This is a genomic window from Mycobacterium sp. (assembly GCF_052143115.1).
Lineage (GTDB): Bacteria > Actinomycetota > Actinomycetes > Mycobacteriales > Mycobacteriaceae > Mycobacterium.
In genome coordinates this window covers 16,967-36,756 of the sequence record NZ_JBKQTQ010000052.1, presented here as the reverse complement: position 1 = coordinate 36,756, position 19,790 = coordinate 16,967, and the positions used below count along the sequence as shown (strand labels likewise).

Below are 19,790 nucleotides of genomic sequence, written 5' to 3'. Positions count from 1 at the left end.
TCCTCAGCTGGCCGCCCTGCGGCCCGCATCGTCGTCAGGCGCCGGGTTACCGTTCAACGGTGAGCATGATCCTCGTTGAACATCCGCGGCCGCAGATAGCGCTGATCACCCTCAACCGGCCGGAGCGGATGAATTCCATGGCGTTCGACGTCATGGTGCCGCTCAAGGCGGCTCTGGAGAGCATCACCTACGACAACTCGGTGCGGGTGGTTGTCCTGACCGGGGCAGGCCGGGGTTTCTCCTCGGGCGCCGACCACAAGTCGGCCGGGGAGGTGCCGCATGTCCAAGGTCTGACCCGGCCCACCTACGCGCTGCGCTCGATGCAGATTCTCGACGACGTCATTCTGGCGCTACGACGGCTGCACCAACCGGTGATCGCCGCGGTCAACGGTGCAGCGATCGGTGGCGGGTTGTGCCTGGCGCTGGCCGCCGATATTCGCGTCGCGTCGAGCGGAGCTTATTTCCGGGCCGCAGGTATCAACAACGGGCTCACCGCCAGTGAGCTGGGGCTCAGCTATCTGTTGCCCCGGGCTATCGGCTCGTCGCGGGCGTTCGAGATCATGCTGACCGGTCGCGACATCGACGCCGAGGAAGCCGAGCGGATCGGGCTGGTGTCGCGCCAGGTGCCGGACGACCAGTTGTTGGAGACGTGCTATGCGATGGCCGAACGCATCGCTGGGTTGTCGCGGCCGGGAATCGAGTTGACCAAGCGCACACTGTGGAGTGGACTGGACGCCGCTAGCCTGGAGGGGCACATGCAGGCCGAAGGCCTCGGGCAGCTCTTCGTTCGTCTGCTCACCACAAACTTCGAAGAGGCGGTTGCCGCGCGTGCCGAGAAACGGCCGCCGGTGTTCAGCGACGATAAGTAATACAGCACAACCGTTCGGCGACGATGCGGGCCGGGATGGCCTGTTGAGGAGCCGGACAAGTGAACAAGGAGAGTGACCGTGATCACGGCTACGGACCTCGAGGTCCGCGCTGGCGCGCGCACGCTGCTCTCCGCGGACGGCCCGGCACTGCGGATACAGCCGGGTGATCGCATCGGGCTGGTCGGACGCAACGGTGCCGGGAAGACCACTACCCTGCGAATCCTCGCGGGGGAGGGGCAGCCGTACGCCGGCACGGTGACCCGCACCGGCGAGATCGGTTATCTGCCGCAGGATCCCAAAGAGGGCGACCTCGACATCTTGGCCCGCGACCGGGTGCTGTCGGCGCGCGGATTAGACACCCTGCTCACCGATCTGGAAAAGCAGCAGGCGCTGATGGCCGAAGTCGCCGACGACGCCGCCCGCGACCGTGCGATCCGCCGCTACGGTCAACTGGAGGAACGCTTCGCCGCGCTGGGCGGTTATGGCGCCGAAAGCGAGGCGGGCCGGATTTGCGCGAGTCTCGGGTTGCCCGAACGGGTGTTGGGCCAGCAGCTGCACACGTTGTCCGGCGGGCAACGCCGCCGGGTGGAGCTGGCGCGGATTCTGTTCGCCGCGTCGGACACGGGCGCCGGCTCGGCCACCACCTTGCTGCTCGACGAGCCGACCAACCACCTCGACGCCGATTCACTGGGCTGGCTGCGGGAATTCCTGCGCGGGCACACCGGCGGCCTAGTGGTGATCAGCCACAACGTCGACTTGTTGGCCGACGTCATCAACCGGGTCTGGTTTCTCGACGCGGTGCGCGGTGAAGTCGACGTCTACAACATGGGTTGGCAGAAGTATCTCGACGCCCGCGCCACCGACGAGCAGCGCCGCCGCCGGGAGCGTGCCAATGCCGAACGCAAGGCCACCGCGTTGCGTGCCCAAGCCGCCAAGCTGGGCGCCAAGGCCACCAAAGCTGTTGCGGCCCAGAACATGCTGCGACGCGCCGACCGAATGATGGCCGCTCTCGACGAGGAGCGGGTGGCCGACAAGGTGGCCCGAATCAAGTTCCCCAGCCCGGCGGCCTGCGGGCGGACCCCGCTGGTGGCCACCGGCCTGACCAAGACCTACGGATCGCTGGAAGTGTTCACCGGCGTCGACCTCGCCATCGACCGCGGCTCCCGGGTGGTGGTGCTGGGACTCAACGGCGCGGGCAAGACGACACTGCTGCGGCTGTTGGCCGGTGCCGAGCAACCCGACGCCGGGGCGCTGGAGCCCGGACACGGTTTGAAAATCGGATATTTCGCGCAGGAGCACGACACCCTCGACGACACCGCGACGGTATGGCAGAACATCCGGCACGCCGCACCCGATTCCGGCGAGCAAGACCTGCGGGGGTTGCTCGGGGCGTTCATGTTCAGCGGTAGTCAGCTCGAGCAGTTGGCCGGTACGCTGTCCGGCGGCGAGAAGACTCGGCTGGCGCTCGCTGGTCTGGTGGCCTCGACGGCGAATGTGTTGCTGCTTGATGAGCCGACGAACAACCTCGATCCGGCCTCCCGCGAGCAGGTGCTGGACGCGCTGCGGAGCTACACCGGAGCGGTGGTGCTGGTGACACACGACCCCGGCGCGGCCGAAGCGCTCGATCCGCAACGGGTCGTGCTGCTGCCCGACGGCACCGAGGACCATTGGTCCGAGGAGTATCGGGATCTGATCGAGCTGGCCTGACCGGCTAGGCTCGGCTCGACGGTGCCCCAGGCGATTTCGTCAAAGTGGCCCGCCGCCGACGTCTGCTTTCTACGCTGTGTGCTTGGGGATCCTTTTGAAGCGGGGAGGCGCCGATGAGGAAAGCTAAAAAGACACGCGATCAGTTGCTGGTCGAATTGCGCAGCGCCTACGAGGGCGGGGCCAGCATTCGTACCCTGGTCGCGTCGACCGGCAGGTCGTACGGCTCGATCCACAGCTTGCTGCGCGAGTCGGGCACCACCATGCGCAGCCGCGGTGGGCCCAACCATCGCACGCGATCTCGGTAAAGCGATTAACTTATCGCTGGCGTACCGAACCTTCGACCAGATCGAGGACGGCGGTAAGCCGCTGTGGGTCTTCACCGGAGGCCACTCGGGCGACCAAGCCGTCGAGAACCAGGTCCAGGTAGCACACCAATACGTCGCTGGGGATGTCGTTGCGCACCCGCCCGGCCTGCTTCTGCCGGCGTAGCCGATCGATCGTTGCCGCCGTCAGCTCCGCCGAGCGCTCCGCCCACCCCCGACTGAACGCGGGGTCGTGGCGCAGCTTTCGGGCGATCTCCAATCGCGTGGCGAGCCAGTCGAACTGGTCGGGCGCGGTGAGCATGTCGCGCATCACCTGGATGAGACCCTCCCGCGATGCGACCGCGGCCATCCGCTCGGCGTCCTCGCGGGCCAGCTCGAAGAACAACGTGTCCTTGTCGCGGAAATGGTGGAAGATCGCTCCCCGCGACAAGCCGATGGCCTGTTCCAGCCGGCGCACTGTCGCCTTCTCGTAGCCATATTCGGCAAAGCAGCGACGGGCGCCGTCGAGGATCTGACGGCGACGGGCCGCCAGATGGTCCTGGCTGACCTTGGGCACAAGCGTTCCGGGCTAGTTCGACCTGAGCATGTTGCGCAGCACGTAGTGCAAGATGCCGCCGTTGCGGTAATAGTCGGCTTCACCCGGGGTGTCGATGCGCACCACAGCGTCGAACTCGATAGCGTCCGCACCCCCCTTGCCGGCCTTGACGTGCACCGTCTTTGGCGTCTTGCCGTCGTTGAGCGCCTCGATGCCGGTGATGTCGAATACCTCGGTGCCGTCCAGACCCAACGACTCGGCGGTCTTGCCCTCGGGGAATTGCAGCGGGATCACCCCCATGCCGATCAGGTTGGACCGGTGGATGCGCTCGAACGACTCGGCAATCACCGCACGCACGCCCAGCAGCAGCGTGCCCTTGGCTGCCCAGTCCCGCGACGAGCCCGAACCGTATTCCTTGCCGCCGAGCACCAACAGCGGAATGTCTTTTGCCGCATAGTTTTGCGCAGCGTCGTAGATAAACGCCTGCGGTCCACCCTGCTGGGTGAAGTCGCGCGTGTACCCACCGGAGACATCGTCGAGCAGCTGGTTGCGCAGCCGGATGTTGGCGAACGTGCCGCGGATCATCACCTCGTGGTTGCCGCGCCGAGATCCAAAGGAGTTGTAGTCCTTGCGCTCGACGCCATGCTCGTCGAGATACTGCGCCGCCGGGGTGCCGGGCTTGATGCTGCCCGCGGGGGAAATGTGGTCGGTGGTCACCGAGTCACCGAGCAGCGCCAGCACCCGGGCGCCGCTGATGTCACCGACCGGCTCCGGGTCGGCGGGCATCCCGTCGAAGTACGGCGGCTTGCGCACATAGGTCGAGTCGGCGTCCCATTCAAAGGTGTTGCCACTGGGAGTGGGCAGGTTGCGCCACCGCTCGTCGCCCTTGAACACGTCGGCGTAGTTCGTGACGAACATTTCCTGGTTGATCGCCGCGGCGATGGTGTCGGAGACGTCCTTTTGCGACGGCCAGATGTCACGCAAATAGACGTCGTTGCCGTCGTTGTCCTTGCCCAGCGGCTGCGATTCGAAATCGAAGTCCATTGAGCCGGCCAGTGCGTAGGCGACCACCAGCGGCGGCGAGGCCAGATAGTTCATCTTTACGTCCGGGTTGATGCGGCCCTCGAAGTTCCGGTTGCCGGACAGCACCGCGGCGACTGAAAGGTCGTTGTCGTTGACGGCCTTCGAGATCTCCTCGGGCAGCGGACCGGAGTTGCCGATGCAGGTGGTACAGCCGTAGCCGACAAGGTAGAAGCCGAGCTTCTCCAAATACGGCCATAGCCCAGCCTTTTCGTAGTAGTCGCTGACGACCTGCGAGCCCGGCGCCATCGTGGTCTTCACCCAAGGCTTGGTACTAAGACCCTTCTCCACGGCATTGCGCGCCAGCAGTGCCGCGCCCAGCATCACCGAGGGGTTGGACGTGTTGGTGCACGAGGTGATCGCGGCGATCACCACCGCGCCGTGGTCGAGCACGAATTCGCCGAGTTCGTCGGACTTCACCGTCACCGGGTTGCTCACCCGGCCGTTGGCGTGCTTTGCGGCCGACTCGACCGGTTTGTGGTCGTCAGCGTGGCCGTTGCTCAGTGCCCCCGGGTCGCTGGCCGGGAACGTCTCGTCGACCGACTCGTCCAGCCTCGAGTAGTCCTTCTTGTCCGGGTCGTCGCCGACATAGTCGGGGATCTGCTCGCGGAACGTGGATTTGGCTTTGGACAACGCGATTCGATCCTGCGGCCGCTTCGGCCCCGCGATCGACGGCACCACGTCGGCCAGGTTGAGCCCGAGGTACTCGGAGAACTCCGGCTCGTGCTTGGCGTCGTGCCACAGGCCCTGCTCTTTGGCGTACGCCTCCACCAGGGCGAGTTGCTCTTCTTTGCGCCCGGTGAACCGCAGGTAGTCGATTGTCTCCTGGTCGATCGGGAAAATCGCCGCAGTAGAACCGAACTCGGGGCTCATGTTGCCCAGTGTCGCGCGGTTCGCCAGCGGCACCTCGGCAACACCCTCGCCGTAGAACTCGACGAACTTGCCGACCACACCGTGCTTGCGCAGCATCTCGGTGACGGTCAGCACCACGTCGGTGGCGGTGACGCCGGGCTGGATCTCACCGGTGAGCTTGAAGCCGACAACCCGCGGGATGAGCATCGACACCGGCTGACCGAGCATGGCGGCTTCCGCTTCGATTCCGCCGACACCCCAGCCCAATACGCCCAGGCCGTTGACCATCGTGGTGTGCGAGTCGGTACCGACACAGGTGTCCGGATAGGCCACACCGTCGCGCTCCACCACGACACGAGCCAGGTATTCGATGTTCACCTGGTGCACGATGCCGGTGCCCGGCGGCACCACCTTGAAATCCTGGAAGGCGCCCTGCCCCCACCGGAGAAACTGGTAGCGCTCACCGTTGCGCTGGTATTCGATCTCGACGTTGCGCTCGAACGCGTCGGCTCGGCCGAAAAGATCCGCGATCACCGAGTGATCGATCACCAGGTCGGCCGGCGCCAGTGGATTGACCTTCTCGGCGTCGCCGCCCAGATCGCCGATCGCCTCACGCATGGTGGCCAGGTCGACGATGCAGGGCACGCCGGTGAAGTCTTGCATGACCACGCGGGCGGGCGTGTACTGGATCTCGATGCTGGGCTCAGCCGACGGGTCCCAGTTCGCAATCGCCTGGATGTGGTCCTTGGTGATGTTGCTGCCGTCCTCGTTGCGCAGCAGGTTTTCCGCGAGCACCTTGAGGCTGTAGGGGAGTTTCTCCATGCCGGGCACCGCGTCCAGGCGATATATCTGGTAAGTGCTATCGCCGACCGCCAGGGTGTTGCGCGCTTCGAATGAGTTCACCGAATCTTTGCTGGTCACATCAACTCCCGGGATTTAGTTCTGCTCGCCGACGGGCCGTGTCGACAAGGCCAGTCTAACAGTACGCTTGTCCTGTATTCCACGGTACCGCGGCCTGGAAGTTTGTCCGGCCGGCCAACTGCTGTCATCCGCTCGTGGGGACGGTACGGTCTTGGACCGTGACCACCCCGCACGTGCCGCTATACATCCCGGGCGAGATTTGCGGCACCGTCGGTGCCGATCCGGCAACACCGCCCGACCAGTGCCTGGCGATCGTGCAAGCACAGGTCACGGCCCACGACATCAGTGCGCCAGCCGCCGTCACGCCGGCATTACTTCAGGTGATCGACCAAGCGCATCACGACGGCATCGATCTCAAAATCGTCGTCCTCGACCACAACCCCGCGACCGACACACCGCTTCGAGACATCGCCACCAGGGTGGGCGCCCAACACACCGATGCCACCGTGCTGGTGCTCAGCCCAAACTTCGTCGGCACCTACAGCACACACTTCCCGCGAGCCACGCTCGAGATCGGCGAAGACAACGCCAAGACCGGCAACCCGGTGGTCTCGGCGCAGAATTTCTTGCACCAGCTCAACACGCCACAGTTTCCCTGGACCGCGTTCACCATCGTGCTTCTTATCGGAGTGCTGGCGGCAGTGATCGGCACCCGGATCATGCAACTGCGCACCAGGCGGTCAGCAACGTCGCCAGATGAGGCCGAAGCGCCCACAGAAGAAGCTGGCCAGAGCGTCTAACTCCCCGTATTCGGCTTGTATCGCATAGCGGCGGCACCTGTACCGCCATTGCGGGCAAAACAGTGATGTCACCGTACGGTCACAGTTGTCGGAAGAACACACTTGTAATTTGTTACTAAAGTTTCCATTGGGTCAGATGTGACATACGGTGCAAAGGATGCTTTTGATTTAATCGCGCTTCCAGTGATTACTGGGGTCGACGCCGTCCGCCCGCGTTGAGCCATAGGAGACCCGAGTCGAATGAGACGCAACTGCCGCGGCTCGTCTATCCGACTGGCCACCGGGCTCACTCGCCGCGTCGCTCCGGTGGTGCTCAGCGTGGCCGTGATGCTGTCCATACCCGGACTGGCAAATGCCGACCCGGGTGCTCAACCGGACACCATGGCCAAGCTGATCGCAGATGTCGCGCAGGCCAACCAGCGTCTGCAGGACCTCGGCGCACAAATTGAGACCGAGCAGGAGAGCGTCAACAAGGCTCTGGTCGACGTCGAAACCGCGCGCGAGAATGCTGCGACCGCACAACATGACGTCGAGGCCAGCCAGCAGGCGGTCACGGACGCCAACGCCGCAATCACGGCCGCCCAGAAGCGATTCGACCGCTTCGCGGTAGCCAGTTACGTCAGCGGCCCATCCGACAGCTACCTCACGGCGGCCAGCCCCGACGACATCATCGCCACCGCGGCCGCCGGCCAGACCCTGGCCACCAGTTCCCAGCAGGTGATGGACAATTTGCAACGCGCTCGCACTGAGCAAGTGAACAAGGACTCGGCCGCCCGGCTGGCCAAGCAGAAAGCCGACAAGGCTCTTGCCGACGCCCAATCCAGCCAGAACGCCGCGGTGGCCGCGCTGACCGACGTCCACCGCAGGTTCGGCGAGCAGCAGCAGGAGATCAACCGCCTGGCCGACGAGCGTAACGCGGCCCAAGCCAGACTCGACGCCGCCCGCAATTGGTCGGCATCCGCGGGCGGACCGGGTGCCGGACAGCGGGCGGCGTCGTCCTCAGGTGACCGGTGGGATCCGGCAGCGCCGGGTTCGCCCAGCGCGCCGCAGGGCAACGGCGGCCAATGGGCCGGCGACTGGGATCCCACGTTGCCGATGGTGCCCAGCGCCAACGTCGCAGGCGACCCCATCGCGATCCTCAACAAGGTCCTGGGGATTTCGGCGACCTCTTCTGAGGTCACCTCCAATATGGGCCGCAGCTTCCTGCAGCAGCTGGGGCTGGCTCCCACACCCACCGGCTTCACCAACGGCCGCATTCCGCGGGTGTACGGACGGCAGGCCTCCGAGTACGTGATTCGCCGAGGGCTCTCGCAGTTGGGCGTGCCGTACTCATGGGGTGGCGGCACTGCCGCCGGGCCGGGCAGGGGCATCGACTCAGGGTCCGGCACTGTCGGCTTCGACTGCTCCGGCCTGGTGCTGTACTCGTTCGCCGGCGTGGGCATCAAGCTGCCGCACTACTCGGGTTCGCAGTACAACCTGGGCCGTAAGATCCCGTCTTCGCAGATGCGCCGCGGCGACGTGATCTTCTACGGCCCCGGCGGCAGTCAGCACGTGACGATCTATCTCGGCCAGGGCCAGATGCTCGAGGCGCCCGACGTCGGATTGAAGGTCCGGGTCGCACCGGTTCGCACCAGCGGTATGACGCCCTACGTGGTCCGCTACATCGAGTACTGACGCGTGGAAGGATTTATGCGCCGCTGGTCGAAGAACGCCAACGGGTTGCACCGGGCCGGGTCGGTCTGGTCGATACTGGCTGCACTCGGTCTGCTGATCGGTCTGGCGGGTCCCGCCCGCGCCGAGGACGGCCAGTGGGATCCGACCCTGCCGCCGACGATCAGCGCGGGCGCGCCGGGCGACCCGGTGGCGATCGCCAACCAATCCCTGCAGGCCACTGCCAACGCCACCCAGACCACGCTTGATCTGGGTCGGCAGTTTCTCGGCGGGCTCGGGCTCAACCTGGGCGGCAGCGGCAGCACCAGTCCCAACGGGATACCGCGGGTGTACGGGCGGCAGGCGGTCGAGTACGTGATTCGCCGCGGGTCCTCGCAGATGGGATTGCCGTATTCGTGGGGCGGCGGCACGCCGAATGGCCCGAGCAAAGGCGTGGACTCCGGCGCGAACACCGTCGGCTTCGACTGCTCGGGACTGGTTCGGTACAGCTTCGCCGGCGTGGGCGTGCTTCTGCCGAGGTTCTCGGGTGACCAATACAACGCCGGTCGCCATATCCCGCCGTCTCAGGCCAAGCGTGGCGACCTCATCTTCTACGGCCCGGGCGGCGGCCAGCATGTCACCATCTACCTGGGCAACGGCCAGATGTTGGAGGCGTCGGGCAGCGCCGGCAAAGTTACCGTCAGCCCGGTGCGAAAAGCCGGGATGACGCCGTTTTTGACCCGGATCATCGAGTACTGAACCGGTTGTGGTGTGCTTTAGCGGGACTTTGCGCTCGCCGTCGGGTGATGGTCACGTCGACGGAATCCGGGTGGCCTGGAATAGTTGAGCGGGGGCACGCAGCTGCCCCGCGACGTTCGTCGTGCGAGCAGTCGTGTCTGATCACGTTTTGGAGGTTGAGCCGTGGAGGGTAATCGATGACATCAGCAGGCGGGCCGCCCCCGGGCGCCGGCGATTACTCGGGTCCGGGCGCACACGCGACGGCCCCTGCGCACGCGGCGCCATCCGGCGGCGGCAATGGGCTGGCTGCCGAGGTGCACACCCTGGAACGCGCCATCTTCGAAGTCAAGCGGATCATCGTGGGCCAAGACCAGCTCGTGGAGCGAATGCTGGTCGGGCTGCTGTCCAAGGGCCACGTGCTGCTCGAGGGTGTGCCTGGCGTCGCCAAGACGCTGGCGGTGGAGACCTTCGCGAAGGTGGTCGGCGGGACGTTCGCCCGCATCCAGTTCACGCCCGACCTGGTGCCCACCGACATCATCGGTACTCGCATCTACCGCCAGGGCAAGGAGGAGTTCGACACCGAACTCGGCCCGGTGGTAGTCAACTTCCTGCTCGCCGACGAGATCAACCGGGCCCCGGCCAAGGTGCAGTCGGCACTGCTGGAGGTCATGCAGGAACGCCAGGTGTCGATCGGTGGCAAGAGGTTCCCGCTGCCCAACCCGTTCCTGGTGATGGCGACACAGAACCCGATCGAGCACGAGGGCGTCTACCCGCTGCCCGAGGCGCAGCGGGACCGCTTCCTTTTCAAGATCAACGTCGGGTATCCCTCACCGGAGGAAGAGCGCGAGATCATCTACCGGATGGGCGTGACGCCGCCGCAGGCCAAACAAATCCTGAACACGGGTGACTTGCTGCGACTGCAGGAGATCGCGGCGAACAACTTCGTTCATCACGCGCTGGTCGACTATGTGGTGCGCGTCGTCATGGCCACCCGCTATCCCGAGCAGCTCGGCATGAACGACGTCAAGAGCTGGATCTCGTTCGGTGCTTCGCCACGTGCCTCGCTGGGCATCATCGCCGGCGCGCGCTCGCTGGCGTTGGTGCGCGGCCGCGACTACGTGATCCCGCAGGACATCGTCGAGGTCATTCCCGACGTGCTGCGGCATCGGTTGGTGCTCACCTATGACGCGCTCGCCGACGAAATCTCACCGGAGATCGTCATCAACCGGATTCTGCAGACTGTCGGTATGCCGCAGGTGAACGCCGTTCCGCAACAAGGCCATTCGGTACCGCCAGCGATGCAGGCCGCGGGCGCGGCTAGCGGTCGGTGACCGATCCCAAAGAGCCGGCGGTGGTCCACCCGCCGTCGATGCAGCGCGGGCAGATCGACGACCCGAAGCTGTCGGCGGCGCTGCGCACCCTCGAGCTCACGGTTAAACGCAAGCTCGACGGTGTCCTGCACGGCGACCACCTCGGCCTGATCCCGGGTCCGGGTTCCGAGCCGGGGGAGTCGCGCGAGTATCAGCCGGGTGACGACGTCCGGCGGATGGACTGGGCGGTCACCGCGCGCACCAACCACCCGCATGTCCGGCAGATGATCGCCGACCGTGAACTGGAGACCTGGCTGGTGGTCGATATGTCGGCCAGCCTGGACTTCGGCACAGCCGTGTGCGAGAAACGCGACCTGGCGGTGGCCGCCGCGGCCGCTATCACGTTCCTCAATAGCGGTGGCGGAAACCGGCTCGGTGCGCTGATTGCCAACGGAGAGAAGACTACTCGGGTGCCGGCGCGCTCCGGACGCCAGCATGAGCAGACCCTGCTGCGCACCATCGCCACCATGCCCAAAGCACCGGTGGGGGTGCGGGGGGATTTGGCGGTGGCCATCGACGCGCTGCGCAGGCCGGAACGCCGGCGCGGGATGGCCGTCATCATCAGCGATTTCCTCGGCCCGATCAACTGGATGCGTCCGTTGCGGGCCATCGCGGCTCGCCACGAGGTGCTCGGCATCGAGGTGCTCGATCCTCGCGATGTCGAATTGCCCGACATCGGCGACGTCGTTTTGCAGGACGCCGAAACGGGTGTCACCCGCGAGTTCACCATCGATGCGCAGCTGCGCGACGACTTCGCCAAGGCGGTCGTGGCCCATCGGGCCGACGTGGCCCGCACGATGCGCAGCTGCGGAGCGCCGCTGTTGTCGCTGCGCACCGACCGGGACTGGATCGCCGACATCGTCCGTTTCGTCGAATCTCGCCGGCGCGGGGCACTGGCGGGGCGCCAGTGACGCGCGTCTTTCCCGGCAAGGGCGTACACACCAAGACGGGTTCGCTATGACATTGCCGTTGCTCGGGCCGATGACGCTGTCCGGCTTCGCCCACGCCTGGTTTTTCCTGTTCCTGCTGGTCGTTCTGGGACTGGTGGCGCTCTACATCATCGTGCAGGTGGCCCGGCAGCGCCGGATGCTGCGCTTCGCCAACATGGAGCTGCTGGAGAGCGTCGCCCCCAAGCAGCCCACCCGGTGGCGTCACCTGTCGGCCATCCTGCTGGTATCCGCGCTGGTGCTGTTCACGATCGCGATGGCCGGACCGACCCACGATGTGCGAATCCCACGCAACCGCGCGGTCGTCATGCTGGTCATCGACGTGTCGCAATCCATGCGGGCCACCGACGTCGAACCCAACCGGATGGCCGCGGCCGAAGCTGCCGCCAAGGAATTCGCCGGTGAGCTCACACCGGGCATCAACCTCGGGCTCATCGCCTATGCCGGGACCGCCACGGTTCTGGTGCAACCGACGACCAACCGGGAGGCGACCAAAGCCGCGCTGGACAAGTTGCAATTCGCCGACCGCACCGCCACCGGGGAGGGCATCTTCACCGCGCTGCAGGCCATTGCCACCGTGGGCGCGGTGATCGGCGGCGGCGACACGCCGCCGCCGGCACGCGTCGTGTTGTTCTCCGACGGCAAGGAAACGATGCCGACCAACCCGGACAACCCCAAGGGAGCCTTCACCGCGGCGCGCACCGCCAAGGACCAGGGCGTGCCGATCTCGACGATCTCGTTCGGCACCCCGTACGGCTTCGTCGAGATCAATGGCCAGCGTCAGCCGGTCCCCGTCGACGACACCACGATGAAGAAAGTCGCCGAGCTGTCCGGCGGCAACCATTACGGCGCCTCTAACTTGCAGGAGCTCAAGCAGGTCTACGCGTCGCTGCAGGAGCAGATCGGCTACGAGACGATCCGCGGTGACGCCAGCGTCGGTTGGCTGCGGCTGGGTTCGCTGGTACTGGCGCTGGCCGGGCTGGCGGCCCTGCTGATCAACCGGCGGCTGCCGACCTGATGTTCGGCCGGGCCCGGGCCAACATGCGAGGGGCAGATTGCAGTCCTGCGGCATCGAGGCGATAAGTTGGCCAGGTGACTGAGGCAGCCACCGAGCTCGTCGCCGACAGCGGTAAACCCGCATTCGTATCCCGTTCAGTGCTGGTGACGGGCGGAAACCGGGGGATCGGTCTGGCGATCGCACAGCGGCTGGCCGCCGACGGCCACAAGGTGGCCGTCACGCACCGCGGATCCGGGGCGCCCCAGGGGCTGTTCGGCGTCGAGTGTGACGTCACCGACAACGACGCCGTCGATCGCGCCTTCAAAGAGGTCGAGGAGCACCAGGGTCCGGTCGAGGTGCTGGTGTCCAACGCCGGCCTGGCCGCGGACGCGTTCCTTATGCGGATGACCGAGGAGAAGTTCGAGAAGGTCATCGACGCCAACCTCACCGGGGCGTTCCGGGTGGCTCAACGGGCATCGCGCAGCATGACCAAGAAGCGGTTCGGCCGGATGATTTTCATAGGTTCGGTCTCCGGCTCGTGGGGCATCGGCAACCAAGCCAACTACGCAGCCTCCAAGGCCGGCGTGATCGGCATGGCCCGCTCGATCGCCCGGGAGCTGACAAAGGCCGGGGTTACCGCGAATGTGGTGGCCCCCGGCTACATCGACACCGATATGACCCGCGCCCTGGATGAGCGGATTCAACAGGGGGCACTGGAATTCATCCCGGCCAAGCGGGTTGGCACCGCCGCCGAGGTCGCCGGGGTGGTCAGCTTCCTGGCGTCGGAGGATGCGAGTTACATCTCGGGTGCGGTGATCCCGGTCGACGGCGGCATGGGTATGGGTCACTGACGGACTGACCTGACCCTAACCCCAAGAAATAAGGACGGACATGGCAGGACTGCTCGAAGGCAAACGGATTCTGGTCAGCGGGATCATCACCGACGCATCGATTGCGTTCCACATCGCACGGGTGGCTCAGGAAGAGGGTGCCCAACTGGTGCTGACCGGGTTCGACCGGCTGCGGCTGATCCAGCGCATCGCCGACCGGCTCCCGGAGAAGGCCCCGCTGATCGAGCTCGATGTGCAAGACGAAAAGCACCTGGACACGTTGGGCGAACGGGTGAAAGAAGTGATCGGCCAGGACAACAATCTCGACGGGGTGGTGCACTCGATCGGCTTCATGCCGCAGAGCGGGATGGGCATCAACCCGTTCTTCGACGCCCCCTACGAGGATGTCTCCAAGGGGATCCACATTTCCGCGTACTCCTATGCCTCGCTGGCCAAAGCGCTGCTGCCGATCATGAACCCCGGCGGCTCCATCGTCGGCATGGACTTCGACCCGAGCCGGGCGATGCCGGCCTACAACTGGATGACCGTCGCCAAAAGTGCGCTGGAGTCGGTCAACCGATTCGTGGCGCGTGAGGCAGGAAAGTATGGCGTGCGGTCGAATCTTGTTGCCGCAGGCCCGATCCGGACACTGGCCATGAGCGCGATCGTCGGCGGTGCGCTCGGCGACGAGGCCGGTGCCCAGATACAGCTGCTCGAGGAGGGCTGGGACCAGCGCGCGCCCATCGGCTGGAACATGAAGGACGCCACGCCGGTCGCCAAGACGGTGTGTGCGCTGCTCTCCGAGTGGCTGCCGGCGACCACCGGCACGATCATCTACGCCGACGGCGGCGCCAGTACGCAGTTGCTTTAGAAGCAGATTGCTCTGGGCGCTAATGGATTTCGATGCGGTCCTGCTGCTGTCGTTCGGTGGGCCGGAAGGGCCCGAGCAGGTACGGCCGTTCCTGGAGAACGTCACGCGTGGTCGCGATGTACCGCCCGAACGCCTTGACCATGTCGCCGAGCACTACCTGCACTTCGGTGGGGTGTCGCCGATCAACCAGATCAACCGGGCGCTGATCGCTCAACTGCGCGCAGAACTCGTTCAGCGCGGTTTGGACCTGCCGGTCTATTTCGGCAATCGCAACTGGGAGCCCTACGTCGAAGACGCCGTCGCGACCATGCGCGACAACGGTATTCAGCGCGCGGCGGTGTTCACCACGTCGGCATGGAGCGGTTACTCGAGCTGCACGCAGTATGTCGAGGACATTGCCCGAGCTCGCCGGGCGGCCGGGCCGGACGCGCCCGAATTGGTGAAATTGCGCCCCTACTTCGACCACCCGGGTTTCGTGCAGATCTTTGCCGACACCATCGGTGCGGCCGGCGGCGCCTTGGGCGCCGAGCTGTTCACCGACGCGCGGGTGGTGTTCACCGCGCATTCGATCCCGGTGGCCGCGGACCAGCGCTGCGGTCCGAAACTGTACAGCCGCCAGGTCGCTTACGCCGCAAGGCTGGTCGCGGCGGCCGCCGGATACCGCGATTTCGACCTGGTTTGGCAGTCGCGATCGGGTCCACCGCAAGTGCCATGGCTGGAGCCCGATGTCGCCGACCACCTTTCGGTGTTGGCTGCGACGGGGACCAAGGCCGTCATCATCTGCCCGATAGGGTTTGTCGCCGACCACATCGAGGTGGTGTGGGATCTCGACCAGGAGTTGCGATCCCAGGCCGAGGCGGCGGGCGTGGCGTTGGTGCGGGCTTCTACACCTAATGCCGACCCGCGATTCGCCCGTATGGCCGTCGACCTGATCGACGAATTACGTTATGGCCGTGCGCCTGCCCGGGTGACCGGACCCGATCCGGTGCCCGGCTGCGCGGCCAGCGTCGATGGCGAGCCGTGCCTTCCGCCGCACTGCGTCGCCGAGGAACGTCCGGCCTGATCGGAGGCTAGGCCTGCCAGGCGGCATGCAGAATCGCGCTGAGCGCGGCCATTCTCGCCGACCGCACCACGGCGGCGAGCGGACGCAGCGCATCGGTGGCAATCTGGGCCTCCGACAACGACTGCGTTCCGATGCGGGTCAGCCCCGCGCTGACGGTGATGATCGCATCGACATGTGCGGCGTTTTCCAGCACCCGCAAGGCGCGCGATGGCGCGGGCTCGGGAACTTGGTGTTGCCGCGCGGATTCCAGCAGCTGCTCGACGAGCCCGCGCGGATCGTCGACGTCGACGCCCGTGGTACCCAGCCCGATTGTGGTCAGCGCGTCGGCGGCTGATCGCACCGCCAGCCGGAGCGCGTATTCGGCCTCACCCAACTCGGTGCGGTCGATGACCGGGGCACCCGGAAGTGAGTACACCGTCCAGGACATCGCGCAAAGTTCGGGTACTGCTTGTTCGTCGTCAGATTCGTCATATCCGAATTCGGGCACCAGCGCGACGGCCATACCGGGATCGGCGGGATTGCTGACGATCAGTGCTTCTCCCGCGGTCAAGGCATCCCGCTCGAACTGTGTGCCTGCCGCTAACCCGCGGACATCGCCCGGAACCGGCAGCAGCACCGTGATCGAGGATGCGCCCGTCGACGGCCGGCCGGCCGCGGTCCGCAGCGTCTGTAGCAGTGACACCACACCTGCGTCGTGCACGTCCGGCCATGGTAGTCCGGTGTGACCCGCCGCGACCGCATCGTATGCGGTGACTGATTGTGTTGGTGCCCAACAAGATAACGCATCAAGGACGTCGTCGGGCGCGGCCTTGCCGGCAAGCCAGGCGTTGGCCCAGACCGAGAGCGTTGCGCAGGGGCACCACATGGTTTCGCAGTCTAGTTGTTCGCCGTGGCAAAGGCCGGTCACGCGATATCCTGGCGGCATGCCTGCGGCCGTGATCTGGCTGATCGTCGCGTTAGGGCTGGCCGGCGCGGAGGCGCTGACCGGCGATATGTTCTTGCTCATGCTCAGCGGCGGTGCGCTGGCGGCGGCCGGTTCCAGTTGGCTGCTGGACCTGCCGGTCTGGACCGACGGGGCGGTGTTCCTGGTGGTTTCGGTCCTTCTTCTGGTGCTGGTCCGGCCTGCGCTGCGGCGGCGGCTGACCCCCGCCAAGGGCCTGCCGACCGGCGTCCAGGCGCTGGAGGGCAAAAACGCGCTGGTCCTGGACCGCGTTGCCCGCGACGAAGGTCAGGTGAAATTGGGCGGCCAGGTGTGGACAGCGCGGCCGTTGAATGAGGGGGATGTCTTCGAACCCGGCGAGCTGGTGACAGTCATGCATATCGACGGGGCCACCGCAGTGGTCTGGAAGAACCCGTAATACCTCTGGAGCAATAGGAGAAATTCGAATGCAAGGTGCAGTTGCCGGTTTGTTTTTGCTGGCCGTCCTGGTGATCTTCGCCGCCATCGTGGTGGCCAAGTCGGTCGCGCTGATTCCGCAGGCTGAAGCGGCGGTGATCGAACGGCTGGGCCGATATAGCCGCACCATCAGCGGCCAGCTAACCCTGCTGGTTCCGTTCATCGATCGCGTGCGCGCCCGGGTCGACCTGCGTGAGCGGGTGGTGTCGTTCCCGCCGCAGCCGGTGATCACCGAGGACAACCTCACGCTCAACATCGACACCGTGGTGTACTTCCAGGTCACCAACCCACAGGCCGCGGTCTATGAGATCAGCAACTACATCGTTGGCGTCGAGCAGCTCACCACCACCACGTTGCGCAACGTGGTCGGTGGCATGACGCTGGAGCAGACCCTGACATCCCGCGACAAGATCAACGGTCAATTGCGCGGCGTGCTCGACGAGGCGACCGGCCGGTGGGGGCTACGGGTGGCGCGGGTGGAATTGCGCAGCATCGACCCGCCGCCGTCGATTCAGGCGTCGATGGAAAAGCAGATGAAGGCAGACCGGGAGAAGCGGGCGATGATCCTGACCGCTGAAGGGAGCCGGCAGGCCGCGATTACAGAGGCCGAAGGTGCCAAGCAAGCCCAGATCCTGGCCGCCGAAGGTGCCAAGCAGGCAGCGATCCTGGCCGCCGAGGCCGAGCGGCAATCCCGGATGTTGCGGGCGCAGGGTGAGCGGGCCGCGGCCTACCTGCAGGCTCAGGGCCAGGCCAAGGCGATCGAGAAGACGTTCGCCGCGATCAAGGCCGGTCGGCCCACCCCGGAGATGCTGGCTTACCAATACCTGCAGGTGTTGCCGCAGATGGCGCGGGGCGATGCCAACAAAGTGTGGGTAGTGCCCAGCGACTTCGGAACGGCGTTACAAGGTTTCACCAAGCTGCTGGGCGCTCCGGGTGACGACGGGGTGTTCCGATTTGTGCCATCACCGGTCGACGACCAAGCGGCGAAGCACGCGAAGGACGACGATGACGACATGGCCGACTGGTTCTCCACCGAGACCGACCCGGCACTCATGCAGGCGGTGGCTAAGGCCGAGGCCGACGCGCGCAAGCCGGTGGAAGGCACCTTCCCGCCGCCGTCCCAACTGAATCAGTGACATGAGCGCTCTGACTTCGCCGAAAACGTATGCGGCGCTTGCGATGTTCCAGGCTGCCGATGCGATTGCGTGCGCAATCCCGCTGCCTCCAATCGCCAAAGCCTTAGATGCGCTGGACATCCCACAAAATATTCGGTGGCTTCTTCCGGCATCCAAAACCGCCTCCGTGGTCGGTTTGCTTGCGGCCAGCAGGATCCCGGCGTTGGCGCGGCTGACCACAGCGATGCTGACGCTCTACTTTGCGCTAGCGGTGAGCGCACACCTTCGCGCACGCGACCGAATCGTGAATGCCGTTCCGGCAGCGTCGTTTTTGGCCACCTATGCGCTACTGACGGCCAAGGGGCCGGATCGGCGTTAGCCGCGTCTGCGTTCGAGGGTTCGCTCCAGCGCGGGTCTGAATTGTTCCCAGGCCCGCGGATGCAGGCCACGGCCTAAGGTCTGCGCCAGTGTCTCAACCACCGACGGTAAAGGTGGGGCCCACTTGTCGCGCTGCGAGAGAAAGCTCGGACCGGTCAGCTCGGCGGCGGTGCGGCTGGGTAGCACTGCGGCGGGTATACCGGCACCCCACCGCCGCCCTTAGGACCTCCCGGCCCCTGGCGCCCGCCTTCCCAGCATTTTTTGGCTGGAATGCCAGCCGGCGGAGCCGGATTCGGATTCGGTTGGCAGGTCGGGCATGGCGGGGACGGGTCCAACGGGGCAGCGTTGACTTGTCCTGTCCCGCCCGTCAGCGCCGCTACGCTAACGCCGACCGCGATCCGAGCCGCGGCGGCTAAGCGTTTGCCGTCCATTTCTGTTCTCCTCCCAGACTTTCACCACGGTGACTAACAGCTCCCGGGCGGCTGGGCTCGGACGCATCGTCGCAATGGCAACGGCGACGCCATTGTCTTGACGCTGCGAATTGCTACGACTCTCGAGTGTAGGCCGAAATCATTGTTCGCGCGGGTTGTCTGCAGCGAGGCGGAAGGCCGGTTACCCGCGAAGCGCGGGCTCGCCCACAACGTCGATTTCCGTCACCGGTGCAGTTTTATGCCGCCGGTGGTGCCGTATTTCGTAAGCCAACAACGCAAGCCCGGCGATGCCCGTGCACAGCGACACCAGAAACAGCAACGGGCTGACGTGACCGGTGAGCGCGTCGCCCAAGATCACCACGGCCGCCGTCCCGGGAAGCATGCCGGCCAGCGTCGCCAATGTGTAGGGCAGCACCCGCACGGCTGACGCGCCGACGGCATAGTTCAGTACCGAAAACGGCACCGCGGGGATCAACCGCAGTGACATGACGGCAATCCAACCGCGGTCGCGAAGACGGGTGTCGAGCGTCTCGACGGCCTGGTGGCGAACCAGGCGGCTGAGTTGCCAGCCGGCCGCCCGGACCAACACCAGCGCAATCACCGCGCTGGCCGTGCTGGCCGCCACCGCTAGCGTCACCCCGAGCAGCGGCCCGAATAGCAGACCGGCCGCCAAGGTGAACGCCGTGCGGGGGAAGGGGAATACCGTCACCACGATGTGGGCGGCCAGAAAAGCCAACGGGAACCACGGGCCCCACGAGGTCGCCCAGTCCCGCATCTGCACCGCGGTGGGCAGCGGAACCAGCAACGCCACCGCGATCATGATGGCGATCACCGCACCCGTGACGACCATCCGCGGCCTGGACATCTGACGCGTCGTCGCGACGACTGCGGCGGCCAAGCCGCGCAGCGCGTCGGTGATTCTGCTGGTGGCGGGCGCCGTCACGGGACTCAAGAGTACGGCCCACCGGTGAACAGCG

At 65.9% G+C, this 19,790-nt stretch carries 18 protein-coding genes and 1 pseudogene; 15 read left to right on the top strand and 4 right to left on the bottom strand.

Annotated features, from left to right (window positions below; translation table 11 throughout):
* Positions 1-41: 41 nt before the first annotated feature.
* From ACLQI9_RS05810 to ACLQI9_RS05800, 3 genes and pseudogenes are all read left to right on the top strand, one after another.
* Positions 42-869 (top strand): annotated as a pseudogene (locus ACLQI9_RS05810) (enoyl-CoA hydratase); the annotation flags it as partial.
* A gap of 78 nt (positions 870-947) precedes the next feature.
* Positions 948-2,576, top strand: a complete 1,629-nt coding sequence (locus tag ACLQI9_RS05805) for an ABC-F family ATP-binding cassette domain-containing protein (protein ID WP_442377567.1) — start codon at positions 948-950, stop codon at positions 2,574-2,576.
* Between the two features lie 113 nt (positions 2,577-2,689).
* A complete protein-coding gene (locus ACLQI9_RS05800) occupies positions 2,690-2,881 on the top strand; it encodes a helix-turn-helix domain-containing protein (protein WP_442377569.1) in 192 nt (63 codons plus the stop codon).
* Positions 2,882-2,891: 10 nt separating this feature from the next.
* On the opposite strand, the gene ACLQI9_RS05795 is transcribed toward ACLQI9_RS05800, so the two are convergent.
* Positions 2,892-3,455, bottom strand: a complete 564-nt coding sequence (locus ACLQI9_RS05795; protein WP_442377571.1) for a TetR/AcrR family transcriptional regulator — start codon at positions 3,453-3,455, stop codon at positions 2,892-2,894.
* A gap of 12 nt (positions 3,456-3,467) precedes the next feature.
* Entirely contained in the window at positions 3,468-6,287 is a 2,820-nt protein-coding gene (locus tag ACLQI9_RS05790; RefSeq protein WP_442391276.1) for an aconitate hydratase, read from the bottom strand.
* 158 nt (positions 6,288-6,445) lie between these two features.
* Here ACLQI9_RS05790 and ACLQI9_RS05785 point away from each other — a divergent pair, with 158 nt between their 5' ends.
* From ACLQI9_RS05785 to ACLQI9_RS05745, 9 genes are all read left to right on the top strand, one after another.
* Positions 6,446-7,027, top strand: coding sequence for an Rv1476 family membrane protein (locus tag ACLQI9_RS05785; protein WP_442391274.1), 582 nt, complete (start codon positions 6,446-6,448; stop codon positions 7,025-7,027).
* 240 nt (positions 7,028-7,267) lie between these two features.
* Complete coding sequence (gene ripA / locus ACLQI9_RS05780) at positions 7,268-8,701, top strand: NlpC/P60 family peptidoglycan endopeptidase RipA (protein ID WP_442391272.1); 1,434 nt, start codon at positions 7,268-7,270, stop codon at positions 8,699-8,701.
* 15 nt (positions 8,702-8,716) lie between these two features.
* The gene (gene ripB / locus ACLQI9_RS05775; RefSeq protein WP_442380029.1) at positions 8,717-9,436 is read left to right on the top strand and encodes an NlpC/P60 family peptidoglycan endopeptidase RipB; all 720 of its coding nucleotides are present in this window, start codon (positions 8,717-8,719) and stop codon (positions 9,434-9,436) included.
* Between the two features lie 176 nt (positions 9,437-9,612).
* Entirely contained in the window at positions 9,613-10,746 is a 1,134-nt protein-coding gene (gene moxR1, locus ACLQI9_RS05770; protein ID WP_442391270.1) for a chaperone MoxR1, read from the top strand.
* Positions 10,743-11,696, top strand: a complete 954-nt coding sequence (locus ACLQI9_RS05765) for a DUF58 domain-containing protein (RefSeq protein ID WP_442380025.1) — start codon at positions 10,743-10,745, stop codon at positions 11,694-11,696. Before moxR1 ends, ACLQI9_RS05765 begins: the two co-directional genes overlap by 4 nt.
* A 46-nt stretch (positions 11,697-11,742) precedes the next feature.
* Positions 11,743-12,750 (top strand): VWA domain-containing protein, encoded by a 1,008-nt coding sequence (locus ACLQI9_RS05760; protein WP_442380023.1) that lies wholly within the window; start codon positions 11,743-11,745, stop codon positions 12,748-12,750.
* A gap of 74 nt (positions 12,751-12,824) precedes the next feature.
* Complete coding sequence (gene fabG1 / locus ACLQI9_RS05755) at positions 12,825-13,580, top strand: 3-oxoacyl-ACP reductase FabG1 (protein ID WP_442380021.1); 756 nt, start codon at positions 12,825-12,827, stop codon at positions 13,578-13,580.
* Positions 13,581-13,620: 40 nt separating this feature from the next.
* Positions 13,621-14,430 carry an NADH-dependent enoyl-ACP reductase InhA gene (gene inhA, locus ACLQI9_RS05750; RefSeq protein WP_442380019.1) on the top strand — a complete coding sequence of 270 codons (810 nt, stop codon included), beginning with the start codon at positions 13,621-13,623 and terminating at the stop codon, positions 14,428-14,430.
* A 22-nt stretch (positions 14,431-14,452) separates the two neighbouring features.
* On the top strand, positions 14,453-15,493 hold the full coding sequence (locus tag ACLQI9_RS05745) for a ferrochelatase (protein WP_442380017.1): 1,041 nt from the start codon (positions 14,453-14,455) through the stop codon (positions 15,491-15,493).
* A 7-nt stretch (positions 15,494-15,500) separates the two neighbouring features.
* On the opposite strand, the gene ACLQI9_RS05740 is transcribed toward ACLQI9_RS05745, so the two are convergent.
* Positions 15,501-16,358, bottom strand: coding sequence for a hypothetical protein (locus ACLQI9_RS05740; protein WP_442391292.1), 858 nt, complete (start codon positions 16,356-16,358; stop codon positions 15,501-15,503).
* A 58-nt stretch (positions 16,359-16,416) separates the two neighbouring features.
* On the opposite strand from ACLQI9_RS05740, the gene ACLQI9_RS05735 reads away from it, so the two are divergent.
* Genes ACLQI9_RS05735 through ACLQI9_RS05725 form a run of 3 tightly spaced genes read left to right on the top strand, consistent with a single transcriptional unit; the run spans position 16,417 to position 18,383 of the window.
* Positions 16,417-16,851, top strand: a complete 435-nt coding sequence (locus ACLQI9_RS05735; protein WP_442380015.1) for an NfeD family protein — start codon at positions 16,417-16,419, stop codon at positions 16,849-16,851.
* A 28-nt stretch (positions 16,852-16,879) separates the two neighbouring features.
* Positions 16,880-18,025: an SPFH domain-containing protein gene (locus ACLQI9_RS05730; protein ID WP_442380013.1), complete on the top strand. Its 1,146-nt coding sequence runs from the start codon at positions 16,880-16,882 to the stop codon at positions 18,023-18,025.
* A 1-nt stretch (position 18,026) separates the two neighbouring features.
* Positions 18,027-18,383 (top strand): DoxX family protein, encoded by a 357-nt coding sequence (locus tag ACLQI9_RS05725; RefSeq protein ID WP_442380011.1) that lies wholly within the window; start codon positions 18,027-18,029, stop codon positions 18,381-18,383.
* 611 nt (positions 18,384-18,994) lie between these two features.
* Here the strand turns inward: ACLQI9_RS05725 and ACLQI9_RS05720 are convergent.
* Positions 18,995-19,756, bottom strand: coding sequence for a TVP38/TMEM64 family protein (locus tag ACLQI9_RS05720; RefSeq protein WP_442380009.1), 762 nt, complete (start codon positions 19,754-19,756; stop codon positions 18,995-18,997).
* Positions 19,757-19,790 lie beyond the last annotated feature (34 nt).